Raw genomic sequence first — 23945 nt, 5'->3', positions numbered from 1 at the left:
AGAACTACCAGTATGTTTCAGGAGATCACTAAAACTGTGACTGAATTGTAATGCTTGTTTCGCCCCCCAGGGAGACAATCCCACTTTCACCAAACCAGTCACCATCTTTGGTGGCAACGTTTCCATCCCGGTCAATTCTCGCCCGCACAATCAGTTTCGACTGCTGAGACATCAACCGGTCCGGTATCATACTGTCGCTGTCTGTCAGGGTCAGCGTCAGCGGGAAACGGGAGAGTGGTAAGCGTCTTGCTGCCAGCGGCATCGGCGCACCATCCGCTGTATGAACAGACACAATCACGATCCCTTGCTCCGGCAGGGTCACGGATGGTGCCAGATTCACCGTGACGGTCACGCCAGGACTCGGGTTAGCCGCACGTTCAATTTCTTTTTTGGCCTGAGCAATCCCCCCTTCAATCATCCTGAGGCGATCATCACCAATACCGGGCAAACTTTTCATCTGTTCCCAGAACTGAATGGCTACCGGATAATCGCCCTGACTGAAGGCATCAAATGCCAGCAACGCCATCGCCTCAAAATTCGTCGGGTGACGCTCCAGCAAATGCTTCAGCATCGTCCGGGCAAACTGAAGCTGGCCGGGTTCTCCGCCCATCATCAGTGTCCGGGCATATTCAAGCTGTAACGTTGGATCGGTGGGCTCCAGATCCAAAGCACGTTTCATCGCGCCCTGAGCAGTTTCAATATCCCGGTTCGCGATACCAATCCGGCCGAGTAACAGCCAGCCAGTCGCATCATTCGGGCGTTCGTGTAAACGCGTCCGTAGGCCCAGAGTCAGCGCATCCATTTCCTCATCCGTCAGCGGGTCAGCATGCTGCACCATCAACTTTTGGGTCAACTGAGGCAGCCTTGAAACCGTTTCCTGCCAGGTAGCCACTTTCTGCTGATTGCCGACGATACTATACAGACCGTAAGACAGACCCAAAATGACAAGCACCCCTGGCAACATTAACCAGGGTTTAAACAATGTGTACTGCTGAATCTGCTCAGCCGGTACATCGTCCAGCAGCGACTGTTGCAGCTCAACTTCCATTTCATCCGGACTGGCAATTAAGCCTTCGCTGTTTTCTTCTTTAAGCTCGCCCAAACGATCACGGAAAAAGGCTTTGTTCAGCTCGTCACGGCTGGCGACCTGATCCTGATTGCTGCCCACGAATACCGGTACAATCAGAAACGCCAGTGCAATAAGCACCAGAATCAGGGTGGAAATCCAAAATAACGTCATTTTTTCACCTTGCTCTCACCCGCCTGATCGTTTTTGTCTGCCTGTTGCCCGATTTCCTCAAGCAATGCATTCAGACGAGCCGATTCTTCAGCATCTATCGTCTTTGTCCCGGTGACCCCACGGCGGGATCGGTAAACCAGTACACAGGCCCCAATCAGCAGAAAACACAGCGGCCCCAGCCAGAGAATCAGCGTTGAAGGCATGATCGGTGGGTTATAAGTCACGAAGTTACCGTAGCGGGCAATCATATAATCAATGATTTCCTGCTTCGATTTTCCCTGATTCAGTAATTCAAACACCTTCTGACGCATATCTTTCGCCAGCTCAGCATTCGAGTCTGCAATATTGTTGTTCTGACACTTCGGGCAACGAAGCGTTGCCGTCAGATCCTGAAAGGCAACTTCCTGCTCAGGGGATTTGAATTCATACACATCAATCGCGGCCTGAGCTGGCAGGCTCACCGACAGCCAGCCCGCGATGCTCAGTGCAACCACTGCAATCCAGTGTTTCATCCTTTCGCTTCCTCCTGCAGACGCGCATAGATTGGCTTCAGCGTGCTTTCCCAGTTTTGCGGGTTGACATCACCCACATGGCGATAGCGGATGATCCCTTTGGCATCAATCAGAAAAGTCTCCGGTGCACCATACACACCGAGATCCATGCCCAGCATGCCATTACCGTCAAACAAACTGTGCATATAAGGATTTCCCAAATCGTTCAGCCAGCGAATGGCTTTCTGACGTTCATCCTTATAATTCAGGCCGATAATTTTCACGCCCTGACTGGCCAGCTGATTGAGGTACTGGTGCTCGGCATAACAGGTCGGACACCAGGTTGCCCACACATTCAGCAGCAGCGGTTCACCTTGGAAAATATCTTGCTGATACAGCTTGCCAGCGTCGGCTAAATCTTCCAGACGAAACTCGGGAACAGGCTTTCCGATCAAGACAGATTCCAGCCGGGTGGGATCATCACCGTCTGCGTTGCGGGTCAACTGCTCCATAAACACAGCCACCAGCGCGAGAAAAATCACAAACGGGATAAAGAGTAATTTCTTGTTCATCCATTCACCTCAGCCCGGGATACAGCAACATTTTCTTCTGCTTTCTCTGCCTTTTTAAACCGCTGACGGAAACGATAACGCTTGTCACTGATTGCCATCGCGCCACCCAGCGCCATCAGAACAGCCCCAGCCCACAGCCAATTGACAAATGGCTTGTAATAAATACGGACGGCCCAGGCACCATCAGTCAATTGCTCACCCAGAGCGACATACAGGTCGCGGGTCACACCACTGTCGATGGCCGCTTCTGTCATCATCGAGCCAGCCACAGTATAGAATCGCTTCTCGGCATGCAGTTCAGTCACAAACTGACCATCAACTGTGACCACAAAGTCACCAATGAAACCATCATAGTTTGGTCCTTCTACATTGCGCAGGCCGGCCAGACGGAAGTCAAACCCTTCCACATTCACAGACTGCCCCGGCGACAAGCGCACATCACGCTCCAGGTCATAATTCGACACCAGCGTAATCCCAATCAGGGTGATTGCCAGTCCGAGATGCCCCAGTACCATTGCCCAGTGACTGCGGCCCAGCTTACCCAAGCCAACCATCAGAGAATGGCGGTGTGTCGCACGCTCATACAGCTCGAAGCCCTGCAAAATGATAATCCAGAATGCCATCACCAGACCCAGGACAGCCAGTGGCTGGATCGGATCTGGCCGCAACCAGAGCACCAGCAGGGACAACGGCAGTGTGATCAGCGCAGAAATGATCAACGGACGGCGGATATTTGCAAAATTCTCGCGCTTCCAGCGTACCAGCGGCCCGATGCCCAGAAAAAACGCAAAGGGGATCATCAGCCAGGTAAACAGCGTATTAAAGAAAGGCACCCCAATGGAGACAGAACCCAGTCCGATTTGCTTATGGACTAACGGCAGCAGGGTACCAATCAGAACGACCAGCAAACCGGTGACCAGCAGCAGGTTGTTTGCCAGCAGGAAGTTCTCGCGGGAAAACAGGCTGAAACTGCCGTGAGAACGGATCTGGGCACCCCGCAGGGCGTACAGCAACAAGGAGCCGCCAATCACCACAACCAGGAAGCCCAGAATGAACATCCCGCGCGCCGGATCAGAAGCAAACGCATGTACGGAAACCAGCACACCGGAGCGCACCAGGAAGGTGCCGAGCAGGCTCAGTGAAAAAGCAGAAATTGCCAGCAGTACTGTCCAGGCTTTGAAGGTTCCCCGTTTCTCTGTCACCGCCAATGAATGCATCAGCGCTGTACCGGCCAGCCATGGCATGAAAGATGCGTTTTCAACCGGATCCCAGAACCACCAGCCGCCCCAGCCGAGTTCGTAATACGCCCACCAGGAGCCCAGCGCGATCCCCAGAGTCAAAAATGACCAGGCAGCAATGGTCCACGGACGCGACCAGCGTGCCCAGGCCGTATCCAAGCGTCCGGTCATCAGCGAAGCAATGGCGAAAGCAAAAGCAACCGAGAAACCGACATACCCCATATACAGCATTGGCGGGTGAATAATCAGCCCCGGATCCTGAAGCAATGGGTTCAGATCGCGCCCATCAACAGGGAAGTAAGGCAAAGTGCGCAGGAAAGGATTGGATGTCAGAATGATAAACAGCAAGAAGCCGACAGAGATCATTCCCATGACCGCAAGCACTCGTGCTACAGATTCCTGTGGCATACCGCGACTGAATGTTGCCACTGCGGCCGCCCAGGTTGCCTGAATCAGCACCCACAGCAGAAGTGAGCCTTCATGCGCGCCCCACACTGCGGTAATCCGGTAATACCAGGGCAAATTACTGTTGGAGTTGCTGGCCACATACGTCAGCGTAAAGTCATTGCTGTAAAAGGCCCAGGCCAGTAAAACGAATGACAACAGCAACATCACAAAGACGCCGTAAGTCAGGGGCCGGGCCAAACGCATCAGAACCGGGTTCCCCTGATGGGCACCGTATAAGGGATAAACGCTGACCAGGAGCGAGAGCCCCAGCGCCAGGATCAGGCTGAACTGCCCTAACTCAGCAATCATTGCACACTACCTTGTTTTTGTTGGTCGGTGTATTCCAACGGCTTGTGGTTCTTCTGCATGGCTTCAGCAACTTCCGGCGGCATGTATTCCTCATCATGCTTCGCCAGTACTTCATGCGCTTCAACCGTTGTTGCATCCACCAGAACGCCCTGAGCAACAATGCCCTGCCCTTCCCGGAACAGGTCAGGCAAAATACCGTCATAACGGACTGTCACTTCAGGACCGACATCTGCCACCCGGAAACTCACCTGCAGTGAGTTCGGATCACGGGACACCGAACCTTTCACCACCATGCCGCCAATCCGCAGACGCTGACCGACTTCAGGCTTCGTCCCATCAGACTTTCCTTGCACCAGTTCAGTCGGCGTGTAAAACAAATCCATATTCTGGTTCATGGCGTACAGAATCAGGCCAACCGTCACGCCCAGTCCAGCCAGCAGGGCAACGACAACAGTCAGGCGTCTTTTACGTCTTGGGTTCATAGCGTATTCTCCAGCTTCTCAGCAGCTTTAATGCGTTGCTCGCGGGCAATTTTATTTTTAATTTCAGCAGCCAGATGACGACTTTGGCTGACACTGCGCCAGAGCAGGATCAGCAGAGATAAAGCAGAAATACCATAGGCAGCCCAGACATAACCGGCATAACCACCCATCGCAAAAAATTCTTGAATTGATTCGAAATGCATACTCACCTCATTTCATCAGCTGGCGTACCCAGGGACGATGACTTTCCCGGAGCAAAATTTCATTCCGCAGACGAATCATGGTCACGGCACCAAAGAAGCAGGCAAAACCTAAAATATTCAGCAGCAACGGCCACAGCATCCGGCTGTCAATGGATGGCTTCGCAAACTTGGTAATGGTTGCGCCCTGGTGCAGGGTATTCCACCACTCCACTGAGTAATGAATAATCGGCAGGTTAATCACCCCCACAATCGCCAGAATGCCCGCCGCTTTCGCCGCACTCTTCTGATCATCAAAGGCGTTATACAACGCAATGACGCCCAAATATAAAAACAGCAGAATCAGCTCAGAGGTCAGCCTTGCATCCCAGACCCACCAGGCGCCCCACATCGGCTTCCCCCAGATGGCCCCCGTCAGCAGGGCAATGAAAGTGAAAACGGCGCCAATCGGTGCCATCGCAGCGGCTGCCATATCCGACAGGCGAATCTGCCAGACCAGCCCGATAAAAGCGGCAATGGCCATCCACAGATAAGCGCCCATCGACCAGATTGCCGCCGGCACATGCAGGTAAATAATTCGGAAACTGTCACCTTGCTGGTAATCGGCAGGTGCAAAAGCCAGCCCCCAGATCGAACCGATCGTCAGGCTGAGTAAAGAGAAAACTGCAAACCAGGGCAGTAGGGTGCCGCATAAACGGTAGCAGTTTTCAGCTTTCGCGTAGGGATGTAACCACTTCCACATCTTTCAATACTCTATGATGAATAATAATAATTGCTTCCAAGCATTTATAGGTCAGCTCACACTCACCCGCAGTGAAGCTGCGATAGCAAAGGGAGCCAATGTGGCAGCGCCTGCCAGCATGGCACCCATCAGGGCCAATTGTCCCTGATAGCCCATTCCCAAAGAGGCGGCTTCAATAGCCGAAGTTGCAAAGATTAACACGGGAATGAATAACGGCAGGATGAGCAAGCTCAATAATACCCCACCTTTACGCAATCCGACCGTGAGTGCAACCCCTATTGCCCCCAGAAAACTCAGTGTTGGCGTGCCAATCAGCAGTGTCAGCACGACGGCCAGCCAAGTGGACCAGTCCAGTGACAACAAAATTGCCAGTAAAGGGCTGATCAATAGCAAAGGCAACCCTGTCAACAGCCAGTGAGCAATCACTTTTGCCAGTGCCAAGACAGGTAAAGGCGTTGGCATCAGCATCATTTGCTCAAGAGAACCATCCACAAAATCATCACGAAATAAACGTTCCAGCGACAGCAACGCAGCCAGTAAGGCAGCCACCCAGATAATGCCGGGCGCAATCCGTGCTAAAAGACTCGGTTCAGGTCCGATTCCGAGTGGAAACAGCGTGATGACAATAATAAAAAACCACAACGGGTTAAATACGTCGGCCTGACGACGAAACGCAATCAGCAGTTCTCGCCGGATAACCTGATACATCGAAGACAACATTTACAACGCCTGCCCCAGAGTGATTTTGCGCAGACGATTCTGCGAGGAAAACATATCCTGATGCGTAGTCAGTAACACAGTGCCACCACGTTCAGTATGGGATACAAACAGCTGCTCCAGCACTTTAACCCCATGCTTATCAATGGCGGTCAGAGGCTCATCCAAAATCCACAGCGGGTGGTTACTCAACCATAATCTTGCCAAAGCCACCCGGCGCTGCTGACCGGCAGACAGTTGCCCGGCCGGTACATCTTCACGGCCAGCCAACCCCACATGGGCCAGTGCCTGCCAGATTGCATCTTCACCCTGCACTTTAGCCTGCCCCGTCAGTGCCTCACTGTGACGATGCTCATGCATTGCCTGGAAAAAAGCCAGGTTTTCATAAGCCGTTAATTCGCGCTTCACCCCAGTTTGATGTCCCAAAAACAACATCTGGCTATGATACTCTTCACGGACATGGACTATCTTGTTATCGTGCCAGTAGACATCACCGGCATCCGGTTGTCCCAGTCCAGCGATAATACGTAGCAACGTGGTTTTGCCGGCACCATTGCGGCCTTCAATTTGAACCAGTTCGCCGGAAGTAACCGAAAATTGAAGTTCATCGAACAGCACTCGTTCATCACGGGTACAGCTCAATCCGTTCACTGACAACATAGTGATGCGTCATCCTGAGTGAGTGAAATCATCCCCGGATAATATCACAGCGACGAATATCTTTGTTAGTTTCAGGCTGTTATCAATCCGGTAGCAAGGTAAGTAAATGTGACCTCTATATCTCAAAATTCGGCTTATCAGACAGCCATCAACCAGACTTCGCGAACGCCTGAGTCTCAGGCAACCGGGAGCGTGACTCAAACAGTCACGCCCTCGCAGGCAGGTGCGACTTTATTCCAATCTGGCAATCAGATCAGCCAACTTTCACACTTGTTAACACAACTTCATGTGTTGCAACGATTATTCGGCAACCTCCCCCCTAGCCTCAGCGCGCAGGGGTCTCCGATTGCACAATGGCTGACGCAGTTGGTGCTGCCTCAATCACCGGCAGAGATAGTCCGATGGCTACAGCAGGGCGCAGGCAAAGATAGTTTGAAGGCACTGGTCACTCAGTTATCTCAGCCAGACAGCCCACTGGCGAAACTGTTGGCCAGCCTGCCAGACAATGCCCAGAGTGAACTCAAAGCCCTGATCCGTCTGGCTGCTGAGCAGAGAATTGCCGGTAATCCGGTCGGTCGGGATGAGAATACCCCTTTCGTGCTTCATCTGCCTCAGACAAACGGCCGCGAGATCCGGCTCAGCGTGCAGTCCAAAAACACACCGTCAAAAAGCGCAAGAAAACGTCCGGGCCGCAGCTGGATCGTGACGCTGGGGCTGCCCGTCGGTGAAGAGGATAGCTTGCAGGCAACCGCTATCTGGCAAGACGAAAAGCTCAGTATCAACTTTGACAGTGCCCAACCGACTGTTTTACAACACGCGGAATCTTTAACCCCTCAGCTCACCCGTCGCCTCAAAGCCTTAGAAATCAAATGCGACACGATCTCTTTCCACCATACCCCGGTCGCAGAAGACACCGACCCGATGATTGCGCCGCAGTGCGGCATCAGGATAAGCGTATGAACAAGAAGCAAAACAGCGCGATCGCGTTAAGTTACGACGGCTATGAAACCCCGTATGTTGCCGCCAAAGGCTATGATGACTGGGCTAAGGACATTATTGAACAGGTGAAGGCACAAGGTGGCTTAATTCACCAGGATCCAGTCCTGGCAGAATATCTGAACCGGCTGGAAGTGGGTGATGATATTCCCCCAGCGCTCTTTGTGGTGATTGCGGAACTGATTGCGTTTTCCTGGGTACTGAACGGAAAAACCCCGCCCGGATGGGAGGGGTATCAACCTGTGAATGAAACCGCATGAAGCTTATCAGCAACAGACCTCAACAGTGCCTGTTTAGCGCCGGCGTTTACTCATGCGCTGTTGCAAACGGAGGAGCAACTCGGCCTCAGCCTTTGGCAGATCACATTCTTTCATGAGTTCATTGACGTCAGCCCCCAGTTCAACCATTTTACTGGCGCGGCTGTACAAACGGCCTTCAGGGTCCTGCATGGCCATTTCCCCCTGACGTTCAGACAACTCATCCTGCTGACGCGCCAGATCTGCCATTTTATTACTCATGGCGATGGCACCGGCACGCAACTCATGAAACTGTTTGGTTAAGCTCTCTTGCTGCTGTCTGGCTGTTTTGAGCAATAACTCAGCCGCAGTAAACTTCGTATCAAGTTCCTGACGCGCTTTTCGTTCACGCTTGACCAGCACAACAGCAATTACAACCGCTAGCAAAGAAATAGCCAGCGGCAGCCATTTTAACAACAGATCTGGCATCAGAGGTACGCCATCTCATCCCATTCTTCATCAGACAGGAGCTTATTCAAATCAACCAGAATCAACAGTTGGTCATCACGGTTGCTGACGCCCTGAATAAACTTAGCGCTTTCATCAGTTCCCACGCTTGGCGTGCTGTCAATCTCCGAGCTGCGCAGATAAACCACTTCCGCAACACTGTCGACCAGAATACCAATCACCTGCTTTTCAGCCTCAATGATTACGATCCGGGTATTATCAGAAATCTCCCCGGTCATCAGGCCAAATCGGGCACGGGTATCAATGACCGTCACGACGTTGCCGCGCAGATTGATAATCCCCAGCACATAATCCGGAGCGCCCGGCACTGGTGCAATTTCGGTATAACGCAGAACTTCACGCACCTGCATGACATTAATTCCGTAGGTTTCTTCTTCCAGCTGGAAAGTGACCCACTGTAATACCTGGTCGTGACTGTCTTCTTTTTGAATTTCGGCAACATTTACCTGCGACATGCTGTTTCCTCTCCGGCCTTTGTCACACAATACTGTTCACGTCTAAACCCGCTTTCAGCATAGAAATGAGTTCGTTGACATGAATTAAAGCACACATTTTCTCTTTCACCATACCCGCCAGCCAAGGTCGTTTACCCGCCCTTTCCCGCCAGCGAACACTTTGTTTTGTTAAGGTTTCAGTTCCGTGAAGTTGATCACAGGCCAGTCCCCATTTACTTTCACCCAACATCACCACATACCGGTAGTTTTCCCGGTGGTCATCATTGTGTATAGACTCAGGCATGACCCAGCATGCTGTATCTACCACATCCAACTTCCGGTGTTGCTCAGACTGCAACCCCATATACCAGCTCGGGCGACCAATCAGATGACTCAATTCACCCAATTGATGAATTCCGCCTAATTCTGTCAGCGACACGGCGAAAGTCACACCGTTCACTGAGAAAAACAACGCCTGAAACTCAGACTGTCCGCTAGATGCCGGTAATTGCCAGGTTGGCGGCGGTGGTTCAGAGACCAGCTCATGTTCGGGTTGAACGGCCTGAATCGGTTCTGACGTCGCTTCCGGAACAACGGTTTCAGCAACAAACGTACTCTTAAGGATGTCCGTCTCAGCGGAAGAGACAACTATTTCCTCTTCAGGCTGAGAGCTGGTTTCCATAACTGGAGCAGGAATTTCTGGTTCAGTCACAGTTGAAGCTTCCGCCACTTTCGGGAGCGTCTGCATCAGTCGGAAATCATCTTCCGGCTCTGCATAAGGGGCAATTGCCGGTTCTGGTTCCCGTAAACTGAGTGGTGCTGATTCTGGGATCAGTTCTGGGGCCAGTTCTGAGGCCAGTTCTGAAACTGCGTCATCAGCAACTTCTGCAATCGGTGCCTGTACAGACTCCGGTTCAGATTCCTGAAGCATTTCACTGTCTTCAAACCAACCGGGTGCATCCAGTCCGGTTTCAACCGGTTCAGCATCCTCTTCTTGTTCCAGTGCTGCCAGTTGGTGTTGTTCTGCCACCCAGGCTTCACTCTCGGAGATCACCTCCGCCTGCATGGCGGACATTTGATCCAGCAGTCGCTGTAACTGATCCAAGTCGGCCTGACTGCGAGGCGGCGTAAACCTGACTTCAGGAACACGAAGCTCGGGTTCCTCTTCTGCAATACCAGATTGAGATGAGGGCGGTATTGGCGTTGCCATAGCCCGCAAAGACGGCGGTTCATCCCCGGCAGATGTCAGCGAACGGTCTGAATCGGCAGACTCATCCAGCAAGTTAAAATCAAATGGCTGATGGCTTACGGCTGGTACCACCTCATCCGTCAGGTCTTCAAGCGATGCTGCTTCCAAGGCCGCTTCTGGTGCCCCTTCAGATACCGCATCTGGTGCCAAATCTGACAAGAATGCCTGTGCATCCTCCAGCACGCCATCTTCATGTTCCCGAATCTCTTCGGCTGCCTGCTCGAGTAAATCCGGTTCTGCCAATACGTCATCAGGCTGCTGGGATTCATCCAGCAGCCCGAAAAAATAGTCATCGAGAGCCTGTTCACTGGACAGCTTGAAGTTATCGTTCATCTTGACGAAGCCGCTCCAGATAATTCAAAAGAGTTTTATAGGCATAGACGCCACGAGAGCCGCGCGCATACAAAGACGGTGGCATGTGTTTGATACTGGCATCACGAAACTTGGTATCAATTGGCACCGCTGAGGCCCAGACCTGATTGGCGTACCGCACCTTCAATTCCTGCAAAGTCTCCAGTGATGCCCGGGTCCGCTTATCATACATGGTCGGCACAATCGTGACCTTAAAATCACTCGGTTTAGACTTTTGCATGATCTGCAGCGTCCGCATCATCCGTTCCAACCCTTTCATGGCCAGAAATTCAGTCTGCACCGGAATAAGAATACGATCACTGGCAGCCAATGCATTGACCATCATCACGCCAAGAATTGGCGGACAGTCAATCAACACATAGTCATACTCTTCACTCAGGCATTGCAGGGCCTTTTTGAGGATGAGCCCCATCCCGCTCCGGGTACCCATCACCCGGTCCAGCGTTGCCAGTGACATATGCGCTGGCAACAGATGAATGTGTTGAAACCGGGTTTCCAGAACCATGGGCTTGACGGTATCACGGTTGATGGTCGACAGCTGGAATAGGTCAAACAGACTGGCATCAAGGCGATCCGCATCAAAATTAAAGTAAGTGGTCAGGGACGAGTGCGGATCGGTATCCACCAATAACACGCGTTTGTTCCGCTCACTTAACAAGCCCGCCAGACTGACCGTTGTGGTGGTTTTTCCCACGCCGCCCTTCTGGTTGGCAATACTCCAGACTACCACACCCGCTCCTTAAGCTAAGCCAACCTCAATCAGAATGCGCTCAGCAATTCGATCCAACGGTAAATCCTCAGAAGAGATTCCTGCTTTCGCAACTGCCTGCGGCATACCATACACCACGCAGCTTTCTTCATCCTGCGCCCATACGGTCGCGCCTGCAGATTTCAACATGCGTGACCCGTCGCGGCCATCCGCGCCCATCCCGGTCAGGATCATCGACAGCACTTTGTCGTGATAAACCTTGGCTGCCGAACCAAAAGTCACGTCTACACATGGCTTATAGTTCATGCGGTCACCGCCATCGATAATCCGCAAACGGCTGCTGCCCGGACGCCCTTCCAGCATCATCTGCTTGCCGCCCGGTGCCAGATACGCGGTCCCGGCACGGAGCACGTCCCCATCTTCAGCCTCTTTCACGCTAATCTTACACAGATTATTTAAACGTGCGGCAAAGGCAGCGGTAAAGGTCGCTGGCATGTGCTGAACGAGTACAATCGGGTATGGAAAATTCGCTGGTAGCTGGGTCAGAATTTTTTGGAGCGCAACTGGACCACCCGTTGATGTTCCGATCGCCATCAACTGATAAGTCTTTCCTGTCGCCTTAAAGCGGGCAGCCGGACGAACCGGCGACGGCGCAGAGCGAGTCAGTGCCGTCGTTGACGAACTGCTGACAGCAGGGCGCGCGGTGGTCAGCGGGCGACGCGTCGCCGCAGGAGCTGTACTGGCAGCTGGACGAGATGGGGCTCTCATAAACAATCGCTTACGCGCCAATTCACCGACGCGCTTTTGCAGCAGTGACACCGCCTCGTCTTTATTTCGGGCAATGTCTTCAAATTTTTTCGGCAGAAAGTCCAGCGCACCGGCATCTAACGCATCCAGTGTCGACTTCGCTCCTTCGTGAGTCAGAGAAGAAAACATCAGAATCGGGGTCGGATTGGTTTTCATGATTTCGCGGACTGCAGTAATACCGTCCATCACTGGCATTTCGATATCCATCGTGATGACATCCGGCTTTAATGTTCGCGCCTTCTCTACTGCTTCCTTGCCGTTCACAGCATCGCCAATCACTTCCAGACGCGGATCCGCATTAATAATTTCACTCACCCGGCGGCGGAAAAAACTGGAGTCGTCCACCACCAACACTTTTACAGCCATTTTATTTCATTCCGTATGCAATCAGGCACGAATGAGCAGGGGCTGTCGCCCCTGTTGATTGTTATTATCTGCGGCCTGCGTAATGTTTCAGAAGGTTTGGCACATCAAGAATCAGGGCAATGTGACCATCACTGGTGATAGTTGCACCAGCCATACCCGGCGTACCTTGCAACAGTTCATCCAGCGGCTTAATCACCACTTCTTCCTGACCAATCAGGGTATCAACCACAAAGCCCATACGCTGGTGGCCAATCTGGACAATCACCACATGTCCAAGCTGTCGTTCGCGTTTCTCTACACGATGGCCAATCAACCAATCCTGCAGATAGAAGAGCGGAATCGCTTTATCGCGCACGATAATCGTCAATTGACCATCAACCACATTGGTCTTACCAAGATCCAGATGGAAGATTTCATTCACACTTGCCAGTGGCAGCGCAAATGGCTGATCAGCAACACCGACCATCAGGGTTGGCAGAATCGCCAGCGTCAACGGTACTTTGATATCAATCCGTGTGCCTTTGCCCAGGTTTGAGTCAATATGAATCGAACCATTTAACTGACTGATGCCGGTTTTCACGACGTCCATCCCAACACCCCGTCCGGAGATATCGGAAATCTCTTTCTTGGTCGAGAAGCCTGGCGCAAAAATCAGGTTATAGCATTCACTGTCTGACAACCGGGCTGCCGCATCAGCGTCCATGACACCGCGATCAACTGCAATCTGGCGCAGGCGATCCGGGTCCATGCCACCCCCGTCATCTTCAATGGTCAGCAGGATATGATCCCCTTCCTGTGCCGCCGACAGCAGCACAGTACCAATACGGGACTTCCCGGCTTTCTCGCGGACATCCGGCATTTCAATCCCATGGTCCACTGAGTTGCGTACCAAGTGGATCAGCGGATCAGCCAGTGCTTCCACCAGGTTTTTATCTAAATCGGTTTCTTCACCGCGCATTTCCAGCACGATTTCTTTTTTCAGGCTTCGGGCCAGATCGCGAACCACGCGCGGGAAACGCCCAAAGACTTTCTTAATTGGCTGCATGCGGGTTTTCATGACCGCGCCTTGCAGATCAGCCGTCACCACATCCAGGTTGGCAACCGCTTTCGACATTTCTTCGTCGTTACTGTTCTGTCCCAGACTGATCAGACGGTTGCGGACCAGCACCAGCTCACCCACCATGTTCATGATGGTATCCAGTGTCGAAGTATCAACACGAACCGTTGCTTCTGCTTGGGATTTACCTTTTTCTTTCAGCGCCGTTGTTTTGCGCTCTGCCACAGGCTGCGGCTTTTCCGCGGCGGGTGGCGACGTCACTGGCTGAGGCTCCGTTTTCGGGGCCAGAGCAGAAGCAGGTTTGGTTGCAATGGCCAGCTCTTCGTCAGAAGGCCCTTTCCCAGAACCGTGCAGATCATCCAGTAAACGCTCAAATTCGTCGTCAGTCATCAGGTCGCTATCACCAGATTCACTGGCACCTGATCTATTGACTTTATTTTCAGGCTCAATGGCCTGTGGTGATGCTGCGACTTCGTCGCCCGGCGCTTTTCCGACACCATGGAGTTCGTCTAGCAAACGCTCAAACTCGTCGTCGGTAATATCACCGTTGTCGATGTCCGTCGACACTGGCTGTGTCGGCGCTTTCACTTCTGCCGCTGCCGCGCTCGGACCAGCCCCGGAGCCATGCAGTTCATCCAGTAATCGTTCAAATTCGTCCTGGGTAATTTCATCGACAGAACTACCGGCAATGGCCGGTTGATCGGCTGCAACCTGAGGTGTTTCTGCCAGAACCGGTGCTTCAACAGGCGCTGGCTCTGAAGCGACGGACGCTGCAGCCAGTTCTTCCGCCCCCGGTGGCTGACTGTAGTAATGCAGCGCATCCAGCAGACTTTGCTCTGCAGGATCAATCGGCTCACGATCCTGCAGCTGGGAAAACATCACATTGATGGTATCTAACGCCTGAAGGATCACGTCCATCAGTTCAGACGTTACCGTACGCTTGCCCGTACGCAACAGGTCAAAAATATTCTCGGCGCCGTGACAGGCATCCACCAAAGGTGTCACCGCCAAAAATCCGGCGCCGCCTTTCACGGTATGGAAACCGCGGAAAATCGCGTTCAGCAGGTCGGAATCTTCCGGACGTCGTTCCAGATCAACCAGCTGCTCAGAAAGTAACTCCAGAATTTCCCCGGCTTCGATCAAAAAGTCCTGCAGGATATCTTCATCTAAATCAAAGCTCATAAGCTTCCCCTAAAATCCAAGGCTTGATAGCAAATCATCAACATCATCCTGAGTAGACATCACGTCAGTACGACCGGCACTGTTGATAATCGGCCCTTCCGGAGAGAGTGGCTGCTGTTTCTGATTGGTCTCAGCGATACCTTCACTTTGTTCAATCCCGGCTGCTCTCAGAATTTCAACCAGCTGATGCTCCACTTCATGAACAAGTTCAATCACCCGGCGTATCACCTGGCCAGTCAAATCCTGGAAGTCCTGCGCCATCAGAATTTCAGTCAGGTGTTGGTGCAGTTGCTGGCTGTCTCCTTCCACCTGAATCAGAAGCGCATCAATGGTATGACAAAGCGATTTAAATTCACTCAACGTGATATCGCCTTGCATTAATCGCAGCCATTGGGGTTTCACTTGCAACAGGCGCTCCTGCAATAAATCAGCAATTGGCAGAGTGCCTTCAACTGCATCCATTGTTCTGTTGGCAGCTTCTTCTGTTTTATCGATCACATAAGTCAGACGACCACGTGCATCAGGAATGTCCGTGGTTGCCAAATCGGCAATCCGGGGGTCTAGGCGAAAGTTTCGCAGTGAATCATGTAATTGACGTGTCAGCTTACCCACTTCCATATACATGGGATCTCTGCAATCCGTCACCATACTCCGGAACAGCTCATTCGCTTCAGCCAGCTGGTTCGTCTCCAGTAGGCTTACCAGCTCTCTCGCCTGTTCAAGTGAAATCATATCTGTCTACCCTTGTTCGCGTCAGACTGACGGCATCACTGCATACGTTCGAAAATCTTATCCAGTTTTTCTTTCAACGTGGCAGCGGTAAACGGCTTCACGATGTAGCCATTCACACCGGCCTGTGCCGCTTCGATGATCTGCTCACGCTTTGCTTCTGCAGTAATCATCAGCACTGGTAAGTGTTTCAGGCTTGCATCCGCACGAATTTGCTTGAGAAGATCAATGCCCTGCATTCCTGGCATGTTCCAGTCGGTGACCACAAAATCGAAGTCCCCCTTCTTCAACATGGGTAATGCTGTCAATCCATCATCTGCTTCCTGGGTGTTGTTAAAGCCCAGATCACGCAGTAGGTTTTTGACGATACGGCGCATTGTTGAAAAGTCGTCAACAATGAGGATTTTCATATTTTTGTTCAAAGTTGCCTCCACTGAGGTCACAGTGTTTTCTTCTAAATCGTGTGTTTATGAAGCAGTCCAAGCGGAGAGCTTGGCCCGCAAACGTTGCATTGCCTGACTATGAATCTGGCAAATACGGGATTCACTGACACCTAAAACGGCACCAATTTCTTTGAGGTTAAGTTCCTCGTCGTAATACAACGACAACACCAGTGCTTCCCTTTCAGGGAGTGTTCGGATAGCGCCGGCAAGTGCCTGGCGAAAACTGCCATCCGCCACATCCTGAAAAGGCAGGTTTTCTGCCATTGAATCTTCGGTTGCTACCGTATCTTCAGAGACACCGAGGTCGTCCATACCCACTAGGCGACCACAATTAACATCATTTAATGCCTGATGGTACTGTTCCAGTGTCATTTCGAGATATTCAGCAATTTCCTGATCATTAGGGTCACGGCCGAGGCTGTGCTCTAACTGTGCAATGGCTTCTGATATCCGTCGGCTATTTTTATAGACCGACCGGGGAACCCAGTCGCCACGCCGGATATCATCCAGCATGGCACCTCGAATTCGAATTCCGGCAAAGGTTTCAAAACTGGCCCCTTTGCTTGGATCATAATTCTGTTGTGCTTCCAGCAAACCAATCATGCCAGCCTGAATCAGGTCTTCCAGCTGCACATTGGGCGGTAACCTCGCCATCAGGTGATGCGCGATACGCTTCACCAGTGACGAATACCGCTCAACAAATGCATGGGGTGTTTCCTGATATCGGCCGTATGTCAGTGCTTTACTCACCCAGAGGTACCTCTTCAGGTGTTGGTTTAACTAATAACTTTTCAACAAAAAATTCCAGATGTCCGCCCGGATTATTTGGCACAGGCCAGGTCAGCGCTTTATTGGCCAACGTGGTCAGTGCCAGTGCCGCCGGACTGCGCGGAAAGGCTTCCACGACAACTTTTTGACGCTTAATCGACTGACGAACCCGGTCATCCAGCGGAATACAGGCAACCAACTCCAGGTTTGCCTGAAGGAAACGCTCTGTGACCCGGGTCAGCTTGGCAAACAGCTCACGACCTTCGCGATAGCTACGCACCATGTTCGCGACAATCTTAAAACGCTGGACATGATACTCTCGGTTCAGAATTTTAATCAGCGCGTAGGCATCTGTAATTGAGGTCGGTTCATCACAAACTACAACTAGTACATCCTGCGCAGCGCCGGCAAAACTCAGTACCATATCTGAGATCCCGGCAGCAGTATCCACCAGCAGGACATCAATTTCATCTTCCAGTGTCGCGAACGCACGAATTAATCCAATATGCTGAGCACTGCTCAGTTCTGCCATATTCTGCGTTCCGGAAGAGGCCGGGACGATTTTAACACCATACGGGCCTTCAATGATGATGTCCTGTAAATCGCATACACCAGACAGCACGTGAGACAGGTTTCGACCTGCACGCAGACCCAGCATTACATCCACATTGGCCAGACCCAGGTCAGCATCCAGAACCATCACCCGCTTCCCCTGACGGCCCATGGCGAGCGCCATATTCAGCGTGATGTTGGTTTTGCCGACCCCGCCTTTCCCACCACTGACGGTGATCACTTTGGTTGTGGCCAATTTTGTCATACGGCGCAGGCCGCTTGCTTGATCGTGCATCGTTTTCTCAATCATAAATGTCCGTCCCCTGGCTCTCTGCACTCTCGCTGTTCCAGAAGTGGGGTTGCTGGCCCATATCGTTTTCCAGCAATTCATTGGCACGGTTCACCAGGAAGCGACCTGTTGCGACTTTGATGTCCTCAGGCACACGCTGTCCATCAGCCAAATATGCAATTGGCAAAGCACTTTCCAGTGTTACGCTGATCACTTCACCCAGACTGAGCGTTTCATCCAGCTTGGTCAGCACGCAGCCCGATAACGGGATACGGCGGAAGTGCTCAATGGTTTCGTGCAATACACGGCGCTGGGAGGTCGCCGGCAATACCAGAAAACTGCGGATATGAGAGCCACTATTGTGCATCAGGGTATCCAGCTGCTCCTGAAGACGCAGATCCCTTTGCCCCATGCCTGCTGTATCCAGCAGAACAAGACGGCGATGCCGTAACTGGTGAAGTATATCGGCCAGTTCCTCGGCATCTTTAGCAACTCTTACCGGACAGCCGAGAATTCGTCCGTAAGTGGCCAATTGTTCATGAGCACCAATCCGGTACGTATCTGTAGTGACCAGGGCGATTTCATCGGGTCCGAAATCCATGGCCGCCCGGGCAGCCAGTTTTGCGATGGTCGTTGTTTTCCCGACACCCGTTGGGCCAAGCAACGCGACCACGCCACCGGTTTCAAGGATGCAGTCATCGGTCGTAATAATCTGATCGGACAATAATTGCAGCAGGGAATTCCATGCCTGATGTGGCGCTACATCCTCTGGGATATAACAAGCCAGCTGATCGGCCAATTCTGCAGACAAACCCATTTTTTCCAGACGCTTGATCATCATCGCGCGCATCGGTTCGCGGCGCTCGACTTCCTGCCACATCAGCCCGGAGAGCTGGTGCTCCAGCAGGCGACGAATCGAAGCCATTTCAGAGCGCATGGCATCCAGCTCATCATCCCGTCGGGATGAACGTGACTCATAACGACTGGGATCAAGGCGGTTCTGCGCATAACCATTGGTCTCACTCTCCGGTTGCGCCGCATATCGCCCGCTCGCACGACTGGCTGAATCTGCGTCATGGTTCTGACGGTAGCCATCGTAACCATTGCTATGCTGTGGCTGACGGCCTGCAGCACCATAAGGATGCTGTGACTTGCGCCGGTCACTGCCATAACCAGTCGTCGACTCTGCCTTGGCACGGCTGGAGAAGTCATATCCTTGACGCTCATCTGCCTGCGCTAAGTGTTTTGACTGGCGTTGCAGCAGCGCAGACAGCGAATCAACTTCTGTGTCCGGCTCCTGCGAATAATTCTGCAGAACCTTGGCAAAGCGGCCACTGTTGGCATTTTGCAGCTGAACTTTATCGTCAGCAAGCTTACGTCTGGCCTCACCAAAACGCTCAGCCAATGCATCACGTGCTGACTGCGACGGTGATGCTACCGGCGCTTCCGCGGTATCATTATCAACGGCTGCGACAATCTCAACGCCACCGGTCACTTTCTTGTTCGACATGATCACTGCATTTGCACCGAGCTGTTCCTTCACTTCGCTCAGTGCGGTTCGCATGTCCTTGGCAAAAAATCGTTTAATTTTCAATTTCGTCTTCCCATCCGGTGACGGATTACCCTGCGCGTTGCAGCTGATTCAGTCATCAGCCAGTGACACCTAATTACCCACAGCATTCACAATTCGGATCTGCTTCTCGTCCGGAATTTCCTGGTATGAGAGCACCCGAAGTGTCGGGATGGTGTTTTTCACAAATTTTGCCAGCGTGCCACGCAGAACCCCTGAGGTCAGCAATACGGCAGGCTCACCTTTCAATTCCTGCTGATGCGTGGCTTCAGTCAGAGAGCGTTGCAGACGTTCAGCCAGACCAGGCTCAATACCGGAGGACTCACCTCCACTGGACTGCATAGTCTTATGCAATATCTGTTCCAACTCTGGCACCAAGGTAATCACCGGAAGTTCTGGTTCTATACCATTGATTTCCTGAACAATAAGGCGCTTCAGACCAATTCGGGCTGCGGCGGTCAGAATGTCAGGATCTTGACTCTTGCCGGAATACTCAGACAAAGTCTGGACGATCGTACGAATATCACGAATCGGCACACCTTCATGCAGCAGATTCTGGAGCACTTTCACTACCGCCCCCAGCGGTAGCTGATCCGGCACAAAACCATCCACCAGTTTCGGCGTCGACTGGCCCAGCACTTCCAACAGGTTCTGAACTTCTTCATGTCCGAGCAGTTGCGAAGCATTGTTGACAAGAATCTGGCTCAGGTGTGTTGCCAGCACTGTGGCGGCATCCACCACGGTATAGCCCAGCGCCTGTGCATGCTCACGCTGTGATTCAAGAATCCAGATGGCTTCCAGACCAAAGGCAGGATCTGTCGTACGTTCCCCTTCCAGACTGCCAAAAACCTGACCGGGGTTAATGGCCAGTTCCATATCCGTGTGGATATTTGACTCGCCGTTGTTCACGCCCATCAGGCTGATCCGATAAGTATTGGGTGGCAGCTCCAGGTTATCGCGAATATGAACCGGCGGGATCAGGAAGCCAAAATCCTGAGACAGCTTTTTCCGGACCCCTTTCACCCGCTCAAGCAGTTCACCACCCTGTTCTTTATCCACCATCGGGATCAGGCGGTAACCCACTTCCAGGCTGATGGTATCCATCGGCTGAACATCATCCCACGACAGCTCTTTCTGTGGCGGCTTCGTATCCAGCTCTGCTGGAGGTTCCGCTTCAGCCAGTGCTTTTTGCTGCTGTTCTTTCTTAATGCGCCAGAAGGCAATCAACCCAATGATCAAGGCCAATAACAGAAATGGAATATGCGGCATCCCGGGGACGATCCCCATCACGAACAGAATGCCACCGGTAATAATCAGCGCCTGTGGATTATTGAACATCTGGAACAGCATCTGCTGTCCCATATCTTCGTCAGTATTTTGACGTGTCACCATCATGGCGGCGCCGATAGACAGTAACAGCGATGGGATCTGGGCAACCAAGCCATCACCTATGGTCAGCAGACTGTAGATCTGAATTGCATCGGCGAACGTCAGGCCATGCTGGCCCATCCCGATGACCAGACCACCGATGATATTAATAAACAGAATCAGGATACCGGCAATGGCATCCCCTTTGACAAATTTTGAAGCACCGTCCATCGAACCGTAAAAGTCCGCTTCTTTGGTGACTTCACTCCGACGGGTTCGCGCCTGTTCCTGATCAATCAGACCGGCATTGAGGTCGGCATCAATCGCCATTTGTTTACCCGGCAATGCATCCAGGGTAAATCGGGCGCTGACTTCTGAAATCCGGCCGGCACCTTTGGTCACGACCATAAAGTTGATGATCATCAGGATCAGGAAGACCACCAGACCAACCGCATAGTTACCACCAATCACCACAGAGCCGAAGGCATCAATCACCTGACCTGCAGCTTCAGAACCTTCATGACCGTTCAAAAGAACAACCCGGGTCGACGCGACATTCAGTGCCAGACGCAACAGCGTCGCGATCAGCAGTACGGTCGGGAACGCAGCAAAGTCCAGCGGGCGGCGGGTGTAAACCGTGACCAGCAACACCACCAGGGCCAGCGCGATATTGAAAGAGAACGCCATATCCAGCAGCAGGGGCGGCATGGGCAATACCACCATTGCCAGCGTCGCCAGAACCATGACAGGGGCACCAATCGCAGGCAACGACTGCAATCGATGAAAAGGCAATTTATCAGAAAAAGGTATCGACAGCTTCATGCATTCTTACTGGGTTGGGATCAAGTGATTGTCAGCCACGACATTGGTGGAACTGAACAGGCTAAGCTTCGCATAAAGCAAATTTTATACCGCCTCGGGAAGTCAATTTTTTGACCTGCAGCCAAAACTTTCTGCGACCCGTGATCAGTGCCGCAAGTCAGGCGGAATATCCATCGCCACCGGCGACAGCTTCGGACGCTTTCCATGACCCCGACGGTACTGTTTTAACTGGAAAACATAAGCCAGCACCTGAGCCACGGCCGCAAACAAACCATCCGGGATTTGCTGTTCCAGCTCGGTACTGTGATACAGCGAACGAGCCAGCGGCGGTGCCGGCACAATATCAATCTGATATTCGTTGGCAATTTCCCGGATTTTCATGGCCATGTGATCCGTTCCTTTCGCCACCACCACCGGGGCTCGGTCAAGCTTGGGATCATAACGAAGTGCGACAGAAAAGTGTTCCGGGTTCGTAATCACTACATCGGCGGTCGGAACTTCAGCCATCATCCGGCGCTGCGCCATTTCGCGCTGCAACATCCGGATGCGTCCTTTCACTTCCGGTTTACCTTCAACGTCTTTGTACTCGTCTTTCACTTCCTGCTTGGTCATTTTCAGCTGTTCATTGTGCTGCCAGATCTGAAACGGTACATCGATCGCCACCACCACCAGCAACGAACAACAGATGAGCAACACAAATCTCAGCAGAATATCCAACGCGTGGAAAATATTACTCGGGTAAGTTTCGATACTGAGCTGAAAGAAACCTTCCAGGCTGCTGTACATCAGGAAATAAGCCACGCCGGCAACCAGGCTGACTTTGAGAATCGACTTCACCAATTCGACAGCACTTTGCTTGCCCATCATGCGCTTTAACCCGCTGACAGGATTCATCCGGGAGAACTTAGGGCGGGCGGCTTCTGCGGAAAAGTTAATTCCGCCAAGCGCTGAAGCGCCGATCAGTGCAGCGACAAAGAGAAACACCAGCACCAGCAGCAACGGCCAGAGCATGTGCAAAATAGCGTCTCCGGTCAGAGACAACAGCTTGGTAAAATCGAACACTTCTTCGCGACTGAGCGTAAACAGCTTACGCATGACTTCGCTCATGGCCGTCGCCAGCATTTCGCCAAACCACATCAGACCTACAGCGCCTGAAACCAGGACTGCAACGGACGCCAGCTCTCTTGAGCGCGGTACCTGACCCTTTTCCCGCGCCTGCTGCAACCTTCGGGGGGTTGCCTGTTCTGTACGTTCCTGACCGTCTGAATCCGCCACCTGTGCCTCTCCCTTTTAACTCAGCAATCCAGCCGGATCAGGCTGCAAATCTGCTCGGTGCCTAACTGCCAGTGTTCTTCATAATGTGCCAGAATGCCAACCAGCAGATACCAGCTGATAAATAATCCCAGCAACAGGGCAAACGAGAAGCCCAGCGAGAAAATATTCAACTGCGGCGCAGCTCTGGTCATGACGCCAAAAGACAGGTTCACAGTCAGCAGCGCAATGATCCCGGCCAGCGACATGGTCAGACCGGTTTTAAACATCAGGCCAAACCAGCCCGCCAACAGCTGATAATCGACAGCCTGCAACATTGATGTTCCCACAGGCAGCGTCGTGAAGCTGAGCACGACCAGATTGAGCATGGTCAGGTGCCCGTCTGTTGCCAGAAAGAGCATGATGGCCAGCATCATATAAAACTGACCCAATACCGGTGTATTTTGCCCGTTTGCCGGGTCGACCATCGAGGCAAAACCCAGACTCGACTGCATCCCCAGTATCTGCCCGAGCAGCACGAAAGTCTGCGTCACAAACTGCGTGACCAGCCCCATCGCGACACCAATCACCACTTGCTGTGCCGTGGTCAGAAATCCCTGAAATGACAGTAAAGGAATCGTATCCGGCACCGCAGGCAGAACCGGCATGACCGCGAAAGTAACGGCCAGAGACAAATACAGCCGGATCCGCATTGAGACAAAGCGGGCACCAAAGAAGGTCATGCTCATCATCATGGCGCCAATCCGGGTCAGGGGCCAGAAGTAGTTCGCCAGCCACTCAAGAATGATCTCTGCAGGATAATGCATGCGCCGCTGACTCAGTAGAGGATCTGAGGAATTTGCTCAATGATGCGATAGAAATAATCCATCAGCATCCGGGTCATCATATGACCGAAGAGCATCAGTGCAGCCAGTGTCACGACCAGACGCGGTAAAAAACTCAGCGTCTGTTCGTTAATGGAGGTTGCCGCCTGGAAAATGGCAACCACTAAACCAATCAGCAAGCCAGGGACGACAATCAGCGTCACCATCAGCAAGACCATATAAAGGGCTTCCTGAAAGATTTCGACAAAGGATTCCGGCGTCATCGTGCGTTTCC

General features: G+C 52.4%; 26 protein-coding genes. 2 read left to right on the top strand and 24 right to left on the bottom strand.

The features are described from left to right. Positions 1-28: 28 nt before the first annotated feature. From ccmI to ccmA, 9 genes are read right to left on the bottom strand one after another with little or no spacing between them, the layout of a single operon-like run. A complete protein-coding gene (gene ccmI / locus EA58_RS02405) occupies positions 29-1240 on the bottom strand; it encodes a c-type cytochrome biogenesis protein CcmI (RefSeq protein WP_036748545.1) in 1212 nt (403 codons plus the stop codon). After that, on the bottom strand, positions 1237-1752 hold the full coding sequence (locus tag EA58_RS02400) for a cytochrome c-type biogenesis protein (RefSeq protein ID WP_036748543.1): 516 nt from the start codon (positions 1750-1752) through the stop codon (positions 1237-1239). Before EA58_RS02400 ends, ccmI begins: the two co-directional genes overlap by 4 nt. Further along, positions 1749-2303 carry a DsbE family thiol:disulfide interchange protein gene (locus EA58_RS02395; protein WP_036748541.1) on the bottom strand — a complete coding sequence of 185 codons (555 nt, stop codon included), beginning with the start codon at positions 2301-2303 and terminating at the stop codon, positions 1749-1751. Before EA58_RS02395 ends, EA58_RS02400 begins: the two co-directional genes overlap by 4 nt. Continuing rightward, positions 2300-4297, bottom strand: coding sequence for a heme lyase CcmF/NrfE family subunit (locus EA58_RS02390; protein WP_036748539.1), 1998 nt, complete (start codon positions 4295-4297; stop codon positions 2300-2302). The genes EA58_RS02395 and EA58_RS02390 overlap by 4 nt, the downstream gene beginning before the upstream one ends. Next, on the bottom strand, positions 4294-4779 hold the full coding sequence (gene ccmE, locus EA58_RS02385) for a cytochrome c maturation protein CcmE (RefSeq protein WP_036748538.1): 486 nt from the start codon (positions 4777-4779) through the stop codon (positions 4294-4296). The genes EA58_RS02390 and ccmE overlap by 4 nt, the downstream gene beginning before the upstream one ends. Then, positions 4776-4982 carry a heme exporter protein CcmD gene (ccmD, locus tag EA58_RS02380; RefSeq protein WP_036748536.1) on the bottom strand — a complete coding sequence of 69 codons (207 nt, stop codon included), beginning with the start codon at positions 4980-4982 and terminating at the stop codon, positions 4776-4778. The genes ccmE and ccmD overlap by 4 nt, the downstream gene beginning before the upstream one ends. Positions 4983-4989: 7 nt before the next feature. Continuing rightward, positions 4990-5721 carry a heme ABC transporter permease gene (locus EA58_RS02375; protein ID WP_036748533.1) on the bottom strand — a complete coding sequence of 244 codons (732 nt, stop codon included), beginning with the start codon at positions 5719-5721 and terminating at the stop codon, positions 4990-4992. Between the two features lie 51 nt (positions 5722-5772). After that, positions 5773-6441 carry a heme exporter protein CcmB gene (gene ccmB / locus EA58_RS02370; RefSeq protein ID WP_036748530.1) on the bottom strand — a complete coding sequence of 223 codons (669 nt, stop codon included), beginning with the start codon at positions 6439-6441 and terminating at the stop codon, positions 5773-5775. Continuing rightward, positions 6442-7098, bottom strand: a complete 657-nt coding sequence (gene ccmA / locus EA58_RS02365; RefSeq protein WP_036748527.1) for a cytochrome c biogenesis heme-transporting ATPase CcmA — start codon at positions 7096-7098, stop codon at positions 6442-6444. Positions 7099-7206: 108 nt separating this feature from the next. Between ccmA and EA58_RS02360 the strand changes: the two genes are divergently transcribed. Both EA58_RS02360 and EA58_RS02355 read left to right on the top strand, forming a co-directional pair. Next, on the top strand, positions 7207-8058 hold the full coding sequence (locus EA58_RS02360) for a hypothetical protein (protein WP_152547911.1): 852 nt from the start codon (positions 7207-7209) through the stop codon (positions 8056-8058). Beyond that, positions 8055-8354 (top strand): EscU/YscU/HrcU family type III secretion system export apparatus switch protein, encoded by a 300-nt coding sequence (locus tag EA58_RS02355; protein ID WP_036748523.1) that lies wholly within the window; start codon positions 8055-8057, stop codon positions 8352-8354. Before EA58_RS02360 ends, EA58_RS02355 begins: the two co-directional genes overlap by 4 nt. A gap of 33 nt (positions 8355-8387) precedes the next feature. Here the strand turns inward: EA58_RS02355 and EA58_RS02350 are convergent, their stop codons facing one another. The 15 genes from EA58_RS02350 to fliQ form a co-directional block, all read right to left on the bottom strand. Continuing rightward, on the bottom strand, positions 8388-8819 hold the full coding sequence (locus EA58_RS02350; protein WP_036748520.1) for a DUF2802 domain-containing protein: 432 nt from the start codon (positions 8817-8819) through the stop codon (positions 8388-8390). Further along, complete coding sequence (locus EA58_RS02345; protein WP_036748518.1) at positions 8819-9313, bottom strand: chemotaxis protein CheW; 495 nt, start codon at positions 9311-9313, stop codon at positions 8819-8821. The genes EA58_RS02350 and EA58_RS02345 overlap by 1 nt, the downstream gene beginning before the upstream one ends. Positions 9314-9335: 22 nt before the next feature. Then, positions 9336-10874 (bottom strand): chemotaxis protein CheW, encoded by a 1539-nt coding sequence (locus EA58_RS21255; RefSeq protein ID WP_235199531.1) that lies wholly within the window; start codon positions 10872-10874, stop codon positions 9336-9338. Further along, complete coding sequence (locus tag EA58_RS02335) at positions 10864-11643, bottom strand: ParA family protein (RefSeq protein ID WP_036748516.1); 780 nt, start codon at positions 11641-11643, stop codon at positions 10864-10866. Before EA58_RS02335 ends, EA58_RS21255 begins: the two co-directional genes overlap by 11 nt. A gap of 9 nt (positions 11644-11652) precedes the next feature. Next, positions 11653-12795: a protein-glutamate methylesterase/protein-glutamine glutaminase gene (locus tag EA58_RS02330; RefSeq protein WP_036748513.1), complete on the bottom strand. Its 1143-nt coding sequence runs from the start codon at positions 12793-12795 to the stop codon at positions 11653-11655. Positions 12796-12859: 64 nt separating this feature from the next. Further along, a complete protein-coding gene (locus EA58_RS02325) occupies positions 12860-15034 on the bottom strand; it encodes a chemotaxis protein CheA (protein ID WP_036748511.1) in 2175 nt (724 codons plus the stop codon). 9 nt (positions 15035-15043) lie between these two features. Then, the gene (locus EA58_RS02320) at positions 15044-15766 is read right to left on the bottom strand and encodes a protein phosphatase CheZ (RefSeq protein ID WP_036748509.1); all 723 of its coding nucleotides are present in this window, start codon (positions 15764-15766) and stop codon (positions 15044-15046) included. A 35-nt stretch (positions 15767-15801) separates the two neighbouring features. Then, the gene (gene cheY / locus EA58_RS02315; RefSeq protein ID WP_036748874.1) at positions 15802-16173 is read right to left on the bottom strand and encodes a chemotaxis response regulator CheY; all 372 of its coding nucleotides are present in this window, start codon (positions 16171-16173) and stop codon (positions 15802-15804) included. Positions 16174-16230: 57 nt separating this feature from the next. Beyond that, entirely contained in the window at positions 16231-16956 is a 726-nt protein-coding gene (locus EA58_RS02310; protein ID WP_036748506.1) for an RNA polymerase sigma factor FliA, read from the bottom strand. Next, positions 16949-17836 carry a MinD/ParA family protein gene (locus tag EA58_RS02305; RefSeq protein ID WP_036748503.1) on the bottom strand — a complete coding sequence of 296 codons (888 nt, stop codon included), beginning with the start codon at positions 17834-17836 and terminating at the stop codon, positions 16949-16951. The genes EA58_RS02310 and EA58_RS02305 overlap by 8 nt, the downstream gene beginning before the upstream one ends. Beyond that, positions 17829-19409 carry a flagellar biosynthesis protein FlhF gene (gene flhF, locus EA58_RS02300; RefSeq protein WP_036748501.1) on the bottom strand — a complete coding sequence of 527 codons (1581 nt, stop codon included), beginning with the start codon at positions 19407-19409 and terminating at the stop codon, positions 17829-17831. Before flhF ends, EA58_RS02305 begins: the two co-directional genes overlap by 8 nt. Before the next feature lie 69 nt (positions 19410-19478). Next, a complete protein-coding gene (gene flhA / locus EA58_RS02295; protein ID WP_036748500.1) occupies positions 19479-21575 on the bottom strand; it encodes a flagellar biosynthesis protein FlhA in 2097 nt (698 codons plus the stop codon). Positions 21576-21719: 144 nt separating this feature from the next. Continuing rightward, positions 21720-22850 (bottom strand): flagellar biosynthesis protein FlhB, encoded by a 1131-nt coding sequence (gene flhB / locus EA58_RS02290; protein ID WP_036748498.1) that lies wholly within the window; start codon positions 22848-22850, stop codon positions 21720-21722. Positions 22851-22870: 20 nt separating this feature from the next. Next, positions 22871-23653 carry a flagellar biosynthetic protein FliR gene (fliR, locus tag EA58_RS02285; protein WP_036748495.1) on the bottom strand — a complete coding sequence of 261 codons (783 nt, stop codon included), beginning with the start codon at positions 23651-23653 and terminating at the stop codon, positions 22871-22873. Between the two features lie 11 nt (positions 23654-23664). Next, positions 23665-23934: a flagellar biosynthesis protein FliQ gene (fliQ, locus tag EA58_RS02280; RefSeq protein WP_036748493.1), complete on the bottom strand. Its 270-nt coding sequence runs from the start codon at positions 23932-23934 to the stop codon at positions 23665-23667. Positions 23935-23945: the final 11 nt, after the last annotated feature.

The sequence above is a fragment of the Photobacterium galatheae genome (genome assembly GCF_000695255.1).
Classification (GTDB): domain Bacteria; phylum Pseudomonadota; class Gammaproteobacteria; order Enterobacterales; family Vibrionaceae; genus Photobacterium; species Photobacterium galatheae.
Note: the sequence above shows the minus strand (reverse complement) of the source record. Positions and strands in the feature narration are given on the sequence as shown.

Excerpts from the sequence above, each read along its gene's own strand:
- ccmI (WP_036748545.1), bottom strand. The coding sequence starts at position 1,240 with ATGACGTTATTTTGGATTTCCACCCTGATTCTGGTGCTTATTGCACTG.
- EA58_RS02400 (WP_036748543.1), bottom strand. The coding sequence starts at position 1,752 with ATGAAACACTGGATTGCAGTGGTTGCACTGAGCATCGCGGGCTGGCTG.
- EA58_RS02395 (WP_036748541.1), bottom strand. The coding sequence starts at position 2,303 with ATGAACAAGAAATTACTCTTTATCCCGTTTGTGATTTTTCTCGCGCTG.
- EA58_RS02390 (WP_036748539.1), bottom strand. The coding sequence starts at position 4,297 with ATGATTGCTGAGTTAGGGCAGTTCAGCCTGATCCTGGCGCTGGGGCTC.
- ccmE (WP_036748538.1), bottom strand. The coding sequence starts at position 4,779 with ATGAACCCAAGACGTAAAAGACGCCTGACTGTTGTCGTTGCCCTGCTG.
- ccmD (WP_036748536.1), bottom strand. The coding sequence starts at position 4,982 with ATGCATTTCGAATCAATTCAAGAATTTTTTGCGATGGGTGGTTATGCC.
- EA58_RS02375 (WP_036748533.1), bottom strand. The coding sequence starts at position 5,721 with ATGTGGAAGTGGTTACATCCCTACGCGAAAGCTGAAAACTGCTACCGT.
- ccmB (WP_036748530.1), bottom strand. The coding sequence starts at position 6,441 with ATGTTGTCTTCGATGTATCAGGTTATCCGGCGAGAACTGCTGATTGCG.
- ccmA (WP_036748527.1), bottom strand. The coding sequence starts at position 7,098 with ATGTTGTCAGTGAACGGATTGAGCTGTACCCGTGATGAACGAGTGCTG.
- EA58_RS02355 (WP_036748523.1), top strand. The coding sequence starts at position 8,055 with ATGAACAAGAAGCAAAACAGCGCGATCGCGTTAAGTTACGACGGCTAT.
- EA58_RS02350 (WP_036748520.1), bottom strand. The coding sequence starts at position 8,819 with ATGCCAGATCTGTTGTTAAAATGGCTGCCGCTGGCTATTTCTTTGCTA.
- EA58_RS02345 (WP_036748518.1), bottom strand. The coding sequence starts at position 9,313 with ATGTCGCAGGTAAATGTTGCCGAAATTCAAAAAGAAGACAGTCACGAC.
- EA58_RS21255 (WP_235199531.1), bottom strand. The coding sequence starts at position 10,874 with ATGAACGATAACTTCAAGCTGTCCAGTGAACAGGCTCTCGATGACTAT.
- EA58_RS02330 (WP_036748513.1), bottom strand. The coding sequence starts at position 12,795 with ATGGCTGTAAAAGTGTTGGTGGTGGACGACTCCAGTTTTTTCCGCCGC.
- EA58_RS02325 (WP_036748511.1), bottom strand. The coding sequence starts at position 15,034 with ATGAGCTTTGATTTAGATGAAGATATCCTGCAGGACTTTTTGATCGAA.
- EA58_RS02320 (WP_036748509.1), bottom strand. The coding sequence starts at position 15,766 with ATGATTTCACTTGAACAGGCGAGAGAGCTGGTAAGCCTACTGGAGACG.
- cheY (WP_036748874.1), bottom strand. The coding sequence starts at position 16,173 with ATGAAAATCCTCATTGTTGACGACTTTTCAACAATGCGCCGTATCGTC.
- EA58_RS02305 (WP_036748503.1), bottom strand. The coding sequence starts at position 17,836 with ATGATTGAGAAAACGATGCACGATCAAGCAAGCGGCCTGCGCCGTATG.
- flhA (WP_036748500.1), bottom strand. The coding sequence starts at position 21,575 with ATGAAGCTGTCGATACCTTTTTCTGATAAATTGCCTTTTCATCGATTG.
- fliR (WP_036748495.1), bottom strand. The coding sequence starts at position 23,653 with ATGCATTATCCTGCAGAGATCATTCTTGAGTGGCTGGCGAACTACTTC.
- fliQ (WP_036748493.1), bottom strand. The coding sequence starts at position 23,934 with ATGACGCCGGAATCCTTTGTCGAAATCTTTCAGGAAGCCCTTTATATG.